The 13801-nt window shown below is 45.7% G+C and carries 12 protein-coding genes and 1 tRNA gene; 11 read left to right on the top strand and 2 right to left on the bottom strand.

Annotated features, from left to right (window positions below; translation table 11 throughout):
* Positions 1–45 precede the first annotated feature (45 nt).
* The 9 genes from yicI (at position 46) to HNP82_RS09390 (ending at position 9569) form a co-directional block, all read left to right on the top strand.
* Positions 46–2370: an alpha-xylosidase gene (gene yicI / locus HNP82_RS09425; RefSeq protein ID WP_183773713.1), complete on the top strand. Its 2325-nt coding sequence runs from the start codon at positions 46–48 to the stop codon at positions 2368–2370.
* A gap of 51 nt (positions 2371–2421) precedes the next feature.
* The gene (locus HNP82_RS09420; RefSeq protein ID WP_183773705.1) at positions 2422–3234 is read left to right on the top strand and encodes an MBL fold metallo-hydrolase; all 813 of its coding nucleotides are present in this window, start codon (positions 2422–2424) and stop codon (positions 3232–3234) included.
* A gap of 244 nt (positions 3235–3478) precedes the next feature.
* On the top strand, positions 3479–3847 hold the full coding sequence (locus HNP82_RS09415) for a desulfoferrodoxin family protein (protein ID WP_183773703.1): 369 nt from the start codon (positions 3479–3481) through the stop codon (positions 3845–3847).
* Between the two features lie 172 nt (positions 3848–4019).
* A complete protein-coding gene (locus HNP82_RS18405) occupies positions 4020–4382 on the top strand; it encodes a hypothetical protein (RefSeq protein WP_330599520.1) in 363 nt (120 codons plus the stop codon).
* 19 nt (positions 4383–4401) lie between these two features.
* The gene (locus HNP82_RS18400) at positions 4402–4728 is read left to right on the top strand and encodes a hypothetical protein (protein WP_330599519.1); all 327 of its coding nucleotides are present in this window, start codon (positions 4402–4404) and stop codon (positions 4726–4728) included.
* 34 nt (positions 4729–4762) lie between these two features.
* Positions 4763–5446, top strand: coding sequence for a response regulator transcription factor (locus tag HNP82_RS09405; protein ID WP_183773701.1), 684 nt, complete (start codon positions 4763–4765; stop codon positions 5444–5446).
* 36 nt (positions 5447–5482) lie between these two features.
* Complete coding sequence (locus tag HNP82_RS18395) at positions 5483–6496, top strand: sensor histidine kinase (protein ID WP_183773699.1); 1014 nt, start codon at positions 5483–5485, stop codon at positions 6494–6496.
* A 189-nt stretch (positions 6497–6685) separates the two neighbouring features.
* Positions 6686–7501 carry an ABC transporter ATP-binding protein gene (locus HNP82_RS09395; protein ID WP_183773697.1) on the top strand — a complete coding sequence of 272 codons (816 nt, stop codon included), beginning with the start codon at positions 6686–6688 and terminating at the stop codon, positions 7499–7501.
* A complete protein-coding gene (locus HNP82_RS09390; RefSeq protein ID WP_183773695.1) occupies positions 7491–9569 on the top strand; it encodes an FtsX-like permease family protein in 2079 nt (692 codons plus the stop codon). Before HNP82_RS09395 ends, HNP82_RS09390 begins: the two co-directional genes overlap by 11 nt.
* Before the next feature lie 160 nt (positions 9570–9729).
* On the opposite strand, the gene HNP82_RS09385 is transcribed toward HNP82_RS09390, so the two are convergent.
* Positions 9730–10059 carry an SCP2 sterol-binding domain-containing protein gene (locus HNP82_RS09385; RefSeq protein WP_183773693.1) on the bottom strand — a complete coding sequence of 110 codons (330 nt, stop codon included), beginning with the start codon at positions 10057–10059 and terminating at the stop codon, positions 9730–9732.
* A 253-nt stretch (positions 10060–10312) separates the two neighbouring features.
* On the opposite strand from HNP82_RS09385, the gene HNP82_RS09380 reads away from it, so the two are divergent.
* A complete protein-coding gene (locus HNP82_RS09380; RefSeq protein WP_183773692.1) occupies positions 10313–10924 on the top strand; it encodes a TetR/AcrR family transcriptional regulator in 612 nt (203 codons plus the stop codon).
* A 183-nt stretch (positions 10925–11107) separates the two neighbouring features.
* Here HNP82_RS09380 and HNP82_RS09375 read toward each other — a convergent pair.
* A tRNA-Ala gene (locus tag HNP82_RS09375) sits at positions 11108–11180 on the bottom strand.
* A 144-nt stretch (positions 11181–11324) separates the two neighbouring features.
* Here HNP82_RS09375 and HNP82_RS09370 point away from each other — a divergent pair.
* On the top strand, positions 11325–13739 hold the full coding sequence (locus HNP82_RS09370) for a GH39 family glycosyl hydrolase (protein ID WP_183773690.1): 2415 nt from the start codon (positions 11325–11327) through the stop codon (positions 13737–13739).
* The last annotated feature ends 62 nt before the right edge of the window (positions 13740–13801 follow it).

The following is a 13801-nucleotide window of genomic DNA, read 5'->3' as shown; positions in this document are numbered from 1 at the left end:
TTTTTAAGTTTTGTTGGACCTGTTTTCAGATTTAGGAGGAGAGCGATGAAGTTTCAAAATGGCGCGTGGCTGATGAAAGAAGGACATGCTCTTTTTTCACCCAAAATGATCTATGAAGTTGAAAAAAATGAGGACAGTGCGCTTCTTGTCCTTCCCACAAGGGGGTTTGACCTGCAAAGCGTAGTCCTGACTATGAAGATCACTGCTCCGGCTCCGGAAGTGATCCGTGTGCAGACATGGCATTATATGGGCGTGGACGATGGGGACAGGCCCCGGTTCGAACTGAATCTTTCACAAAACAGTCTGATGGAGATGGAAGAAGACGATGAAAAGATTGTGATAAAGAGCGGGCGTCTGGCCCTTGTCATTGACCGGGAAAACTGGTCCATGAGATATGAGAGGGACGGGAAACTGCTGACAAAGAGCGGGAAAGGGGATCTGGCTTATATTAAAACCGACTGGAAAGGGGACTATTATAGTTATAACGGGGAAAACGCTTATATGGTCCAGCATCTGGGATTGTCTGTGGGAGAACTGATCTATGGCCTTGGGGAGCGGTTTACGCCTCTGGTGCGCAACGGACAGTCTGTGGATATATGGAATGAGGATGGAGGCACAGCTACGGAAAAGTCCTACAAAAATATTCCCTTCTATCTGTCCAGCCGGGGATACGGCGTGTTTGTTAATCATACGGAAAAGGTATCCTATGAGGTGGGATCGGAATATGTGACGAAAGTGTCTTTCAGCGTTCCGGGAGAGTATCTGGACTATTTTGTTATTGACGGGCCGACGATGAAAGAGGCGTTGATGCGGTATACAGACCTGACAGGAAAGCCGGCGCTGCCGCCCCGGTGGACTTTTGGCCTGTGGCTGTCCACATCGTTTATTACCAGCTATGATGAAAAGACGGTTCTTGGCTTTATTGACGGGATGCAGAGCCGGGGGATTCCTTTGTCGGTCTTTCATTTTGACTGCTTGTGGATGAAAAATTTTCACTGGACAGATTTTTGCTGGGACAGTGATATTTTTCCAGATCCGGAGGGAATGCTGAAGAAAATCCATGATAAAGGCGTCCGCGTATGTGTGTGGATCAATCCTTACGTGGGACAGAGATCCGCGCTGTTTAAAGAAGGAAAAGAAAAGGGCTATTTCCTGAAAAGAGAAAACGGCGATGTCTGGCAGTGGGATATGTGGCAGCCGGGGCTGGCCATCGTGGACTTTACAAATCCACAGGCATGCCGTTGGTATGCCTCACAGTTAAAAAAACTTATGGCTATGGGCGTGGACTGCTTTAAGACAGATTTCGGAGAGCGCATCCCTGTGGACGCGGTGTATGACAATCACTTTGATCCGGTAAAAATGCATAATTACTATTCTTATATTTACAATAAGACGGTGTTTGAAACCATTGAATCCGTCAGGGGCAAAGGGGAGGCTGTACTTTTTGCCAGGTCGGCCACTGCAGGCGGACAGAAATTTCCGGTACACTGGGGCGGCGACTGTACCGCCAACTACGAATCTATGAGCGAGAGCCTGCGGGGCGGGCTGTCACTGACGGCCAGCGGTTTTGGCTTCTGGAGCCATGATATCGGCGGCTTTGAGGATAATTCCACGCCGGATGTATATAAACGATGGGCCGCTTTCGGGCTTCTGTCCACTCACAGCCGTCTGCATGGAAGTACAACATACCGGGTACCCTGGAATTATGGGGAAGAAGCGGTGGACACTCTCCGTTTTTTTACCCGTCTGAAAATGTCTCTGATGCCTTATATTTATTCCAGCGCTGTTCAAACCTCGCGTACCGGGGTCCCCATGATGCGGGCTATGGCCATGGAATTTCCCGACGATCTAAACTGTGCCTATCTTGAGCGGCAGTATATGTTTGGAGAACGTCTTATGGTAGCTCCCATTTTTAATGAGGAAGGCATTGGACGGTTTTATCTGCCCAAAGGGCGGTGGACAGATTATCTGACCGGAGAGATATTTGAGGGCGGCGCCTGGTATGAAAAATATTATGATTATCTTCATATCCCCCTTCTTGTCCGGGATAATTCCATCATTCCCAAGGGCAGCAGGGACGATTCACCGGAATATGACTATGCCCGCGATGTGGAATTTCGTGTTTATGCCCTGAAAAATGAGGCTCGCGCTGAAATTTTTGACCGGGGACGCAAAACCGGGTGGATAGAAGGCCGGACCGAGCCGGATACAGGCTGTATTGTCTTTAAGGGAGAGTCGGAAGGATCGTGGAAGATCCGGATGATTAATGTTCATATTTCCGGTGTTAAAGGCGCCCGGTACGAGATAGACGGAGCGGATACGGTGGTCATACCCGAACAGGGACAGGAAAAGGTATGGGTGAGTTTATGATCTTCCCGGACTAGAACGGGAGAGAATATCTGACCTTTGAAGGAGAGAATAATGGCTAAAGAAAAATTTGGAGAATACACCATTGAAAAACTCAGAGAAGGGCTGTATGCTGTTGAGGATGAAAATGAAAGTTCCTTTTATGTGATCGAGGGAGAAAAAATGGCGGCGGTCATTGACACAGGCATGGGCAAAGAGCCGGTTTTGCCTCTGATCCGCCATATAACGGCTCTGCCCTGTGTGCTTTTGCTGACCCATGCTCACGGGGATCATATGAAATACGCCGGGAGTTTTGAGATGCGGTACATATGTTCCAAAGACATCCCTATAGTTGCCTTGTCAGCGGAACGGATGGGGATGGATAAGAGTCTGGGAGAGCTGGATTATACACCTTTTGACCCAGGATCAATGCTGGAACTTGGCGGCGGGACAACGCTGGAGTCTGTGGCGATGTACGGGCATACGCCGGGTTCTCTTGGGTTTTACTGCGAAAAATATAACGTCCTCTTTTCCGGGGACGCTGTAGGCTCAGGCATGGGCGTGTGGATGCAGGTGCCAGGAGCGCTGACAGTTGAGCAATACGGACAGAATTTGAAGAAATTTATGGACTGGGCCGAATCAAAACCGGCGGATATGGAATTTCTCACGGGACACCGCCCTCAGCGTTACGGATTCCCCGGTATGGAGCGGGACAATCCGGTGTCCATGGCCCTTGTGGGAGATATGATCCGTCTGTGTGAAATGCTTCAAAAGGGAGAAATTAGCGGCGAGAATCATCCCTTTGCTGTTTCCTTTGGCAGCGAAGGGGCAAAACTGGCCTCTTTTGGACGTGCCGGGATCGTTTATCTGGATTCTCGGATTATGTAAAATTCTCCGGCCATCAGGGGTGGCGCGGACTGATTAAAGCTACGGTTCTATTAGCTTTTTTCGATGAAATAACCGCAATCCTCTTAGCAGGTTAAATTGCTACGATTTTTTTTCGGCAGTTTTTGTAAAAGGATGGATTATTTTTCGGTAATATCGTATACTTGTATTGTATAATCATGAAACGTTTTAGACTGGTCATTTGCGGCCAGCAGGCAAAACGCCCTACAGAGAGGAGAGATGATCTATGGAATTTTATGTATGCGAACATTGTGGGAACATTATTACAAAGCTGACAGATAAGAAAGTGCCGGTGATGTGCTGCGGTGAGAAGATGAAACTGCTTGAGGCCGGTACGACAGACGCTGCCGTGGAAAAACATGTGCCTGTATATACAGTCGAGGATAACATGGTAAATGTACAGGTAGGTTCCGTGGAACATCCCATGATCCCGGAACACTGGATTGAGTGGATTGTTGTGCAGACCAATCAGGGCTTTGCGGTAAAACATTTATCTCCGTCAGATGCGCCCAAGGCCGTTTTTGCACTTGCTGTAGGCGAACAGCTCCAGGAAGTATACGCTTACTGTAATCTTCATGGACTTTGGAAAGCATAAATATCAAAAACTAAAAGAGGCCGGAATCCTTAGATGGGAGCCCGGTCTCTTTTAGTTGTGTTTTCCGGGAAAGATGTTATATAATGGAGGATAAGTGAAATGCTCCTTATGGGGAATGGCGCTGCATCTGGCGGCGCGGCATGAAGGGTTGCTGTGAAAGGCGGTTGAAAAAATGAATTCCGGTAATATGAATCAGAAAAAAACAAGGATTGTCTATGAGATTCTTCATATGGAAAAGATTGTGGCCTCTGTGTCTGCCACAGGAAATGCCAGAATTTATAACGAACAATTTATGCCGTATGATCTGTATCTGGAAGAAGAAATGGCGGAAAATGATATTGATACAATGATGAACAATCTTATCAATTTCTACCACTGGTGCGCGTCCAGGGTATTATCTTTAGATCGGAAATATGCAAAGGAACTTTTAAACAGTATCGGCGCGTCCCAGGCGGTAACGGATAAAGACCGGGCCAATATTTCCCTGTCTTATCACTGTGTCTCACTGACGGATGTTTTCTGGGTGAGAGCTTGACCCGGTGACATATTATGGCATGAATATTTTGGATTATCTGACGGGAAATACGGACAGGCATCCGGAGAACTGGGGATTTTTGGTAGATAATGAAACGAACCGGTGCGTATCTTTGTACCCTTTAATGGATTTTAACCAGTGTTTTCACGCCTATGATACAATTGAAGGCGCCAATTGCCAGACTGTGCTTCCCAAACGGCTGAGCCAGAGGGCGGCGGCTTTGGAAGCTGTGGAGCATATTGGTTTGCGCCAGAAAAAGGAAATGGATTTGGACCTGTTTGAGGACATGGCTCTGGAGCGGGAGATGTTTCAAAAAAGGCTTTTAAATCTCAACCGGGGACAATAAAAGAAAAAGCCAGGGTACGAGGTGACTAAAGATAATGGATAAAAAAGGAAAAATTTTAATTGTTGAGGATGATAAAACCATAAGGGAGGAGCTTCAGATGACCCTGATGGCGGCGGGATATGAGGCGCGTATTATGGAAGATTTTTCGGATCCGGCGGGATCTGCGTTGGCGGTTAAGCCGGATCTGATCCTTTTGGATGTGAATCTGCCGAAAAAAAGCGGACTGGCCATCTGTGAAGAAATCCGGCAATATTCCCAGGTCCCGGTAATCTTTGTGACGGCTAACAACACGCCTATGGATGAGCTTAACGGGATGCTCCGCGGCGGGGATGATTATGTGTCAAAACCCTATCAGCTTCCTGTTCTTCTGGCCCGCATCGGGGCGGTATTGCGGCGGACTTTCGGCAATGGGGCAGGGGCGCCTCAAAAAACGGAATATAAAGGGATTGTGCTGGACATAGCAGCGGCCTGTGTCTGCAAAGGCAGTAAAAAGTGCGACCTGACAAAAAACGAAATGAAAATTTTGCACTGCCTTTTTGAGCATCCGGGGGATTTTGTATCCCGGACGGATATTATAGATTACCTGTGGGATAATGAAGTGTTTATTGATGATAATACACTGAGCGTCAACGTGACCCGCATCCGCAACAAGCTAAAAAGTATCGGCGCCGGAGATTTTATAGAGACAAAGCGGGGGCTGGGATACCGGATCGGATAAGAGCAGTGTGCCGGATCGGCAAAGAGGAGGACAAAGGTGAGCTTTAAAGACTATTTAAAAAGCCGGGCAAGCGTGCTGCTCATTAACGGTGCAGCCCTATTAGTGCTGTCGGTGTATCTGCTGCTCCTTAAAAATCCTGGGGCGGCAGTGGTTGTTATTGTGGCGGGCTGGTTTTTAGTTCTTGCCATTTATTTTTTTGTCCGGTTTTATTCTATGAAAAAATATTTTGAGGAGCTGCTGGATGTTCTGGACGGCCTGGATCAGAGATATCTCATCGCCGAGGTAATGAAGCCGGGGAAACGACTGGAGGATCGTTTATACTGGGAAATTCTGCGCAAATCCAACAAATCGGTAATTGAGAAGATCCACAGTCTGGAGGAGGAACAGAAAAATTATAAAGAGTATATTGAAAGCTGGATTCATGAGGTGAAGACACCCATTACCGCAGCCAAGCTGATCTGCGAAAATCATAAGTCGCCCCAGACAAAGCAGATTCTCACAGAGCTGGATGTTATTGAAAACGAGGTGGAAAAGGTGCTGTACTACGCCCGCATGGAGCAGGTTCACAAAGATTACCATATTCACAGGGTCAATCTAAAAGATGTGGTGCTGGCTGCTATCCGGGATGAAAAGCGGCATTTCATACAATGCGGCATGGTCATTGATCTGGATATGGAAGATACCTTTGTGTCCGCCGATGAAAAATGGGTGGAATTTATGCTCCGGCAGATTTTTTCTAACAGTATAAAGTACCGCCGGGAGAGTGAGGGAAAGATAAAAATTTATGTGGAGCGGGGAGCAAATAAAATTTTTCTCATCGTCGAGGACAACGGTTTAGGCATTGTCCCGGAAGATCTCGGCCGGATATTTGAGAAGGGATTTACCGGAAAAAACGGACGGAGGGATAAAAGCCGCGCTACGGGCATAGGGCTGTATTTGTGCCGGCGGCTTTGCCAGAAGCTTGGCATGGGAATTTCCTGTGATTCCTGGCCGGGCAGCTATACAAAGATGATCCTCACCTTTCCCGACTCGGATTTTAACAGGATATAAAAGGTGAGCAGGCCGGAGCGGGGAGTAAAGTCCAGGCGCGGCATTCGCCAGGTGGCGTTCCCAATCTGACAAAAATGAAAGATTACTGTAAAGTAAACTCATACAACCAAAGGGAAATTCCTGTTAGACTGTAGATGTTGAAAAGAAAAGCGGGCTGCGGCCTGATTATATAAGGAAGGACTGATGGATATGAGGAAAAAAAGAAAGGCTGAGGCGGCAAGCCCGGTGATTTTAAATGAAAATGAACAGCTTAGAGTCTGTGATGTTGAAAAATATTACGGAGCAAAAAACAATATTACCAGGGCGGTGAACCGGGTCAGCTTTTCCGTGGATAAAGGAGAGTTTCTGGGGATTATGGGGGCCTCCGGTTCGGGAAAAACCACTTTGTTAAATATGCTGTCTACCATTGACCGGGTAACGGCGGGGCATATTTACTATGGCAATACAGATATTACGGAGCTGGATGAAGATGCCCTCTCTGATTTCCGCAGGGAAAATCTCGGTTTTGTCTTTCAGGATTTTAACCTTTTAGATACTCTTACGATCGAAGAAAATATTATTCTTGCTATGAGCTTACATGGAGGCAAGAAAAAAGATGTTGACCGGAAGGTGGATTCTATATTAAAGGCGCTGGGGATTGATGGAATCAGAAACAAATTTCCATCCCAGGTGTCCGGCGGACAGAAACAGCGCTGTGCCTGCGCCAGAGCCCTGGTCAATGATCCAAGATTGATCATGGCCGACGAACCTACCGGAGCCCTGGACTCTAAGTCCGCCCAGATGCTTATGGCTACATTTAAAGCCATGAATGAGCAGATGGGTGCCACCATTTTAATGGTTACCCACGACGCGTTTTCTGCCAGCTATTGTAACCGCATCCTCTTTCTCAAAGATGGGGAAATTTTTAATGAGCTGATTCGCGGAGAACAAAGCCGCAAGGAATTTCTGGGAGAGATCCTGGATGTGCTGGCGCTGACAGGAGGTGACAGCAGATATGGTCAATAAACTGGCTTTTCGCAACGCGAAGCGTTCCATGAAAGATTACCTCATCTACCTGATCACCATGGCCGCTGTGGCCGCCTTAATGTTTGCTTTTAATTCCCTGATTTTTTCAGAAGATATTCAGAGTATGTGTACGGAAGCTATGGTGCTTGGGGCAATGCTTGGGATGATCACTTTTTTTATCGTTCTTATTGTGGCCTGGCTCATTAACTATATGGCCGGGTTTATGCTGGAAAAACGCAGCCGGGAATTTGCCACTTACCTTCTCATCGGTTTGAAGAAAAAAGAGCTGTCCCGTTTATATATGAAAGAAAATATTCTGGTGGGCACAGTGGCGCTGATGGCAGGTATGGCTGTGGGGCTTTTGCTTCAGCAGGTGATCATGACTGTATTTTATTCGGTATTTAATGAGACTTATCAGCTAAATGTTCAGATCAGCGGATGGTGTCTGTTGATGACTGTGGGCTGTTATTATGCCTGCTATATTCTTGCTCTGTGGCGCAATAAAAAGATTTTTAAGAAAATGACGATTGCCCAGTTTATTGTCATGGATAAGAAAAATGACGAGATCCGGTTTGGCCGGGAACGGCTGCGCCAGTGGCTCTTTATTCTGGCTTTGGCCTATATTATTTTTGTCTATGTGATGATATTTGTGGGCTGTTCGATCTGGGCGGCGCTGCTGCTCATTGCCGGATTTATTGTGGCGGTCTACGCCATGTTTTTCGGATTCTCCGCCTTTATTGTGTGCCGGGTGCAGAAGCGGGGGCGGTGGATGTACCGGAAAAACCGCATCTTTTTATTCCGCCAGTTAGCCTCAAAAGTGCGAACCATGGGATTTACTATGGGGACGCTGACCCTGCTTTTGATCTGCACACTGCTTGGCAGCGCCTTCGCTTTTATGTTTGCCCGGTACCAGGATCAGGCCATAGAATCTTCTATGCCTTTTGACATACTGATCCACAGCCCGGAGGCGGGGGATGATTTCGCTGAAGAGATCCAGGTCATTAAGTCCGGCACAGATATCAATACCCAGAGAATTTACCATATCTATGAAAATGGCAGCCAGGTGATGAATATGTATTTCGGCACGCATGTGACGACATCCATGGAAAAACATGTGGACGCGGCGGGAAATTTTGTCCCCGGCCGGGAGTACTACACATGGGATACCTATATGAAACTGAGCGACTATAATGCCCTACGCCAGATGACAGGGTGCGCTCCCATCACTTTGCCCGGTCACACCTACGCCCTCCAGACAAAGCCCCGGATTGCCAGAGATTTCGGGGAGGATGTGTATAATGTCCGCCTTGATGTGGACGGTGAGATGTTGTCTTTGGATTGTGTGTATACCGATGCCTTTTCTCAGAATGGTATTAACGGCGCCGATTATTTGATCATCGTCCCTGATGAGCTGTGTGAGAATATGACAGCGTATTACTCGGCTTATGCAGCGGATATTGAAGGGGAGGGCACCGGGGAGCTTAAAAACGCCCTGGATGAAGTCCACCGTCATAAACACGGAGTTTTGACGTATGATGAATTTGAGGAGCAGTATGAGGCTGGAAATGTTACTGATGATGAGTGGAAGGACGACCTTCTTGAAGCCAGCGGCACTGATGAGATGATCGTTATTATCGCGGATATTTTCGTTCGGGATGTGGACGGATCGGATATGCGGTTTGTGGTGACTTCTATAACTTTTCCGCTGGAATATATTGCGCTGATTTTTATTTTCGTGGCTATGACCATCTTGGCGGTACAGCAGCTTTCCGATTCGGGAAAATACAAATTCCGCTATGATGTGCTGAGAAAGCTGGGTGTGAGTAAAAAAGAAGTGGACAAGATCATTTTCCGACAGCTTGGCATGTATTATCTTGTGCCAGCCCTGGCCGCTGTGGCCATAAGCTCGGTGATTGCCATATATGCCGGCGATCAGTTTGTAAAATTTACAGGGGCCGACGGCAGCGGACTGTTTTACTTTGTCATAGCCCTGCTTATCGGCGCGGGGATTTATGGAATCTATTTTGCGGCGGCCTATATTGGTTTTCGCAGAAATGTAAATGAATAATCAAGACCTGCTTACGGGTCTTGGTATGGGATTCGGGTCAGTTTCAGATGACATCTTTCTTTTGTCACTGTTTTGCTATACTCCATGGCAAAACAGTGACAAATTCTCTTCTTAACCGGATTAGTGCGGGCACTTAAATTTCAGACTTTTAAATCCGGAATTATTTCCCGGATTTTAGAATATCCTTTAATTTTAGCGCTTTGTCAATGCTTCCCTCGATTTTTAATTTTCCCAAGGTAAAAGCCAGGACGGGATCCTGTTTACCATCGGCAATTTTTTCCAGAGTTTTGGCGCTGCATGTGAAAATAACGTCCCGGTCGTAATATTCATAAGGTTCCACGTAAAGCTGTCCGTCCCGGACTTCCGCATAAAAACTGCCGGCACCGTCGCCGGTAATATTAAACTGATAGGCCAGATGTTCGTTAATGGCGCTGACATCGGCGCCGGAGATGCGTTTCTTTACTTCCGCAAATATTTCTTCAAAGGTCATAATGATTCCTCCTTTTGCTGTTTCCTGAACAATCCAAAGATCTTTCGGAAAATTTTCGACCGATGGTCAAGTTTCTATAACTGTAAAGTATCATTTTTTTTGAGGAGCGTCAATACTATTCTTTTCCAAAAATTTCAGCTTTTTCCGACTGTACCCGGCGAACGGGCTATGTTATACTAAAATTTAATGGTACCTGCAGCGCTGGAGCTGCGGGTACCGGCGCGGTTTGATTGTTTGAAAGGAGGTTAAAGTCTTGCCCAATACAGAGAAATATGAAAATATATTGGATGCGCTGCAAAAGCTTCTGCAAAGCAAAGATATTAAAATGATTACAGTCAGTGAGATCGCCCAGGCGGCAGGCATTGGGAAAGGAAGCCTTTACTATTATTTTCCCTCAAAGGAGGCTGTTTTGGAGGCGTTGATTGCCCGGACCTACGAGAAACCCATGGAAATTGCAACAACGCTGGCGGATCAGAAGGAAATTTCTTCTTTTACCCGTATGGCCATGATTTTCCAGGCATGTCGCAACGCCTCTTTGGAATTTTCCAAACAAAAGGATTCGTCCTCTGCGGGAATCTATGAGGGAGCCTATATTCATCAGATGTTCTTAAATCATGTGATTACCGGACTGAAAGGAACGCTGGCCCAGATTATCCGCCAGGGCATTCAGGAAGGGCAGATTACTTTTGAAGATCCGGAAGCACTGGCAGAGATTGTTTTGATTGTGCTTACTGTTAAGCTGGACAATACGATTGTCCCATCCACTCAGGAAGATGTGGAAAAGGTTATGCGGGCCCTTGTGTCCCTTTTGGAAAAAGGAACAGATAATCCGATGGGGTCGCTGAATTTCTTATTGGCATTTTGATAAAGCGGCAGTAGGCGGATGGGGAAAATGCCGGAGACGAGCCAGTGCGGACTATGTATCTGCTTCATGGAGCCTATGGAAATTGAAAAAGTTTTGGAGTGGTTCTGAAAAACAAACGCCGCAGACCCTTGACTTTCCCAGGTTTGCGGCGTTATTATAAGTGTACGTTTTAAAAACATATTGTGGAGACAGTGGGACTTGAACCCATGACCTCTTGAATGCCATTCAAGCGCTCTCCCAACTGAGCTATGCCCCCAGACAAGTTATATCATACACTATATCTCAGAGAATTTCAACCAAAAAATAAAAAAAATAACAACTGTTCAGCCGCGCCGGACGCTGCGCTGCGCATATGCTCAAAAACATTACAAAAACTATAACAGCGAAAAGGAGGTCCCGCATGAAGGATTATTACAGAAAGAAGAAACTTCTTCTGGAAGTACTAGAAAACAAAGAAGAAAAAGAACATTTTCATCAGGATATTGAGCTGTTATATGTACTTTCAGGGGAATTGGATATCTATATAGACGATCAGAAGACCCCTCTTTACAGGGATGATGTCTTTATCGTAAATGCCAACAAGCGCCATAGTCTCAGGGGAGAGGGGGATGTACTGTATGCGAAGCTGACGATTATGTATGATCTCCTCAGTGACGTTTTGAATAACCTTTATATTCTGTTTATTTGCGATTCCACCCAAAGTAATGATGTGGGCTATGACGGTCTGCGCAGATTACTGCGGCGGCTGTTAAACAGATATTTAAAAAATAAAGGAAATACCGGGGATTTTGCCTATATAGCTATCTGCTATCAGATCATGGATTTTATTTGCGAGAACTTTCTTATGCGCACCGGAGGCTTTTCGGTGACTGGAGGAAGCGATAAATATCAGTTCCGCCTTCAACAGATTGAGAACTACATACGGGCCAATTACAGTTCGCCTATCAGTATGAAGCTGCTGTCGGAAAAGCTTTATCTGTCTAATGGATATCTGTCACGTTTTTTCAAAAAGAATTATGGTATGAGTTTTGCGGATTACTTGACCAATGTGCGCCTTCACCACGCGGTGGATCAGCTTTTATATACAGATTTTCCAATTACCCGCATCGTGTATGATAATGGCTTTCCAAGCGTGGCAGCTTTTGAAAAAGCCTTTAAAAAAGAATATGGTGAGACTCCGTCCGCGATGCGCCGACGGATGCCGTACAGCAGCCGTCTGGAGCCGGACCCTTTACCGGAAAATGTGGAAAAAAAGCTGGAAAATATGTTCTGGCAGGAAATATCCGGTAAAGATGAAAATTTTTCCGGAATTAAAAAGGCCCGCATGTCTGTAACGCAGATTCGGCCGCTGGATCAGATATGGAAAAAGGTAATCAACATTGGTTCTGCGGAAGATCTTTTGCGTTCAGAAGTTCAGGAGCATGTCTTTTTACTCAGGGAATCTCTTGGTTTTACTTTTGTGCGTTTTTGGAATCCTTTTTCTAAAGGCATGTTTATTGACGCCAGTCATATGGGCCATTCCTATAATTTTTCCAGATTGGATTCTGTTTTGGACTTTTTACAGAAATACAATATTCTGCCCTTTATTGAACTGGAAAGTAAGCCCAAGAGAGTCGTAAAAAATCCGTCCAGCTCTGTAGTCTACGAGATCGGGGGAGAACAGTGGGAAATTAACGACTGGAAAGCGCTGATGGAGGCGTTTATGCGCCATATTCTGGTGCGCTATGGCGGAGAATCCGTAAATCAGTGGAAGTTTGAACTTTGGTTTGACGCGGAAAGACTGGATGATGAGGCGTATATCTGCGATTACGCAAAACGCCTGAAAATTACCCAGGACATTATTCATCAGTGTTGCGAGGCACAGCTTGGAGGCTGTGGTATGCATGGTTATTCTAAAAGAGATGAGGAAAAATCCCATGCTATTCGGGATTTTCATGAGAAGCTTAAAATTAGCGGTGTAAAACCGGATTTTGTGACAATGTACGCTTATGCCTATGATTCTAAAGTTGAAGACGGGCGGACGATTGCTGTTCCAAGCAGCGATGAACACTTTATGGAGCGTACGGTTATGAATATGCGTCAGGACACCCAGGAGTGGATGAAAGATATACCTGTAGGGCTTTCGGAATGGAATCTGACCTTTAGTGACAGAAACCAGATCAATGATACGTGTTTTAAAGGCGCCTACATTATAAAAAATTATATTGCATTATCTGGAAAAGTGGACTTTATGGCTTACTTTGGCGGGACAGACCGGGTTTCTGAATTTATTGATACTAATGGATTTCTTTTTGGCGGAAACGGATTGCTGAACAAAGAAGGCGTAAATAAACCGTCCGCATTTGCCTTTCATTTTTTAAACCGATTATATGGACAATATGTGGGCAAAGGAGAAAATTATCTTGTTTCCACAGACCGTATGGATAATTATGGAATAGTATGTCATAACTGTAAAAAACTCAGTTATCACTATTATTATACACCTGAAGATCAGTTAGACCGGGAACATATCTCAAAGTATTTTGAAGATATGGAGGCGTGTACCCTTGAGCTGAAGCTGGAAGATGCCAGGGAGGGTACCTATAAAGTGAAAATTTTCCGGGTAAATGAAGAATACGGATCGGTGTTTGGCCAGTGGCAGGAGACAGAATTTGAAAATAACCTTTCTAAAGATGATATACGATATTTTCAGAAAGGCTGTGAACCTAAACTGTCTATGCAGATGTTGGAAACGGAAAATGGAAGCATAAATTTGTCAATACATATGGAAGCCAATGAGATTGCATTTGTCGCGGTCAACTATCTTGGAAAATAGGTCACTTTTCTGCAATAGTGTTTAAATTTAGCAGTAAAAATAAGGGAATAAAGGAAAAAGAA

It is taken from the genome of Catenibacillus scindens, from assembly GCF_014202115.1.
In the GTDB taxonomy this organism is placed as follows: domain Bacteria; phylum Bacillota; class Clostridia; order Lachnospirales; family Lachnospiraceae; genus Catenibacillus; species Catenibacillus scindens.
The sequence above is the reverse complement of the archived record's forward strand: the minus strand, read 5'-3'. Positions and strand labels throughout refer to the sequence as shown.

Excerpts from the sequence above, each read along its gene's own strand:
- yicI (WP_183773713.1), top strand. The coding sequence starts at position 46 with ATGAAGTTTCAAAATGGCGCGTGGCTGATGAAAGAAGGACATGCTCTT.
- HNP82_RS09420 (WP_183773705.1), top strand. The coding sequence starts at position 2,422 with ATGGCTAAAGAAAAATTTGGAGAATACACCATTGAAAAACTCAGAGAA.
- HNP82_RS09415 (WP_183773703.1), top strand. The coding sequence starts at position 3,479 with ATGGAATTTTATGTATGCGAACATTGTGGGAACATTATTACAAAGCTG.
- HNP82_RS18405 (WP_330599520.1), top strand. The coding sequence starts at position 4,020 with ATGAATTCCGGTAATATGAATCAGAAAAAAACAAGGATTGTCTATGAG.
- HNP82_RS18400 (WP_330599519.1), top strand. The coding sequence starts at position 4,402 with ATGAATATTTTGGATTATCTGACGGGAAATACGGACAGGCATCCGGAG.
- HNP82_RS09405 (WP_183773701.1), top strand. The coding sequence starts at position 4,763 with ATGGATAAAAAAGGAAAAATTTTAATTGTTGAGGATGATAAAACCATA.
- HNP82_RS09395 (WP_183773697.1), top strand. The coding sequence starts at position 6,686 with ATGAGGAAAAAAAGAAAGGCTGAGGCGGCAAGCCCGGTGATTTTAAAT.
- HNP82_RS09390 (WP_183773695.1), top strand. The coding sequence starts at position 7,491 with ATGGTCAATAAACTGGCTTTTCGCAACGCGAAGCGTTCCATGAAAGAT.
- HNP82_RS09385 (WP_183773693.1), bottom strand. The coding sequence starts at position 10,059 with ATGACCTTTGAAGAAATATTTGCGGAAGTAAAGAAACGCATCTCCGGC.
- HNP82_RS09370 (WP_183773690.1), top strand. The coding sequence starts at position 11,325 with ATGAAGGATTATTACAGAAAGAAGAAACTTCTTCTGGAAGTACTAGAA.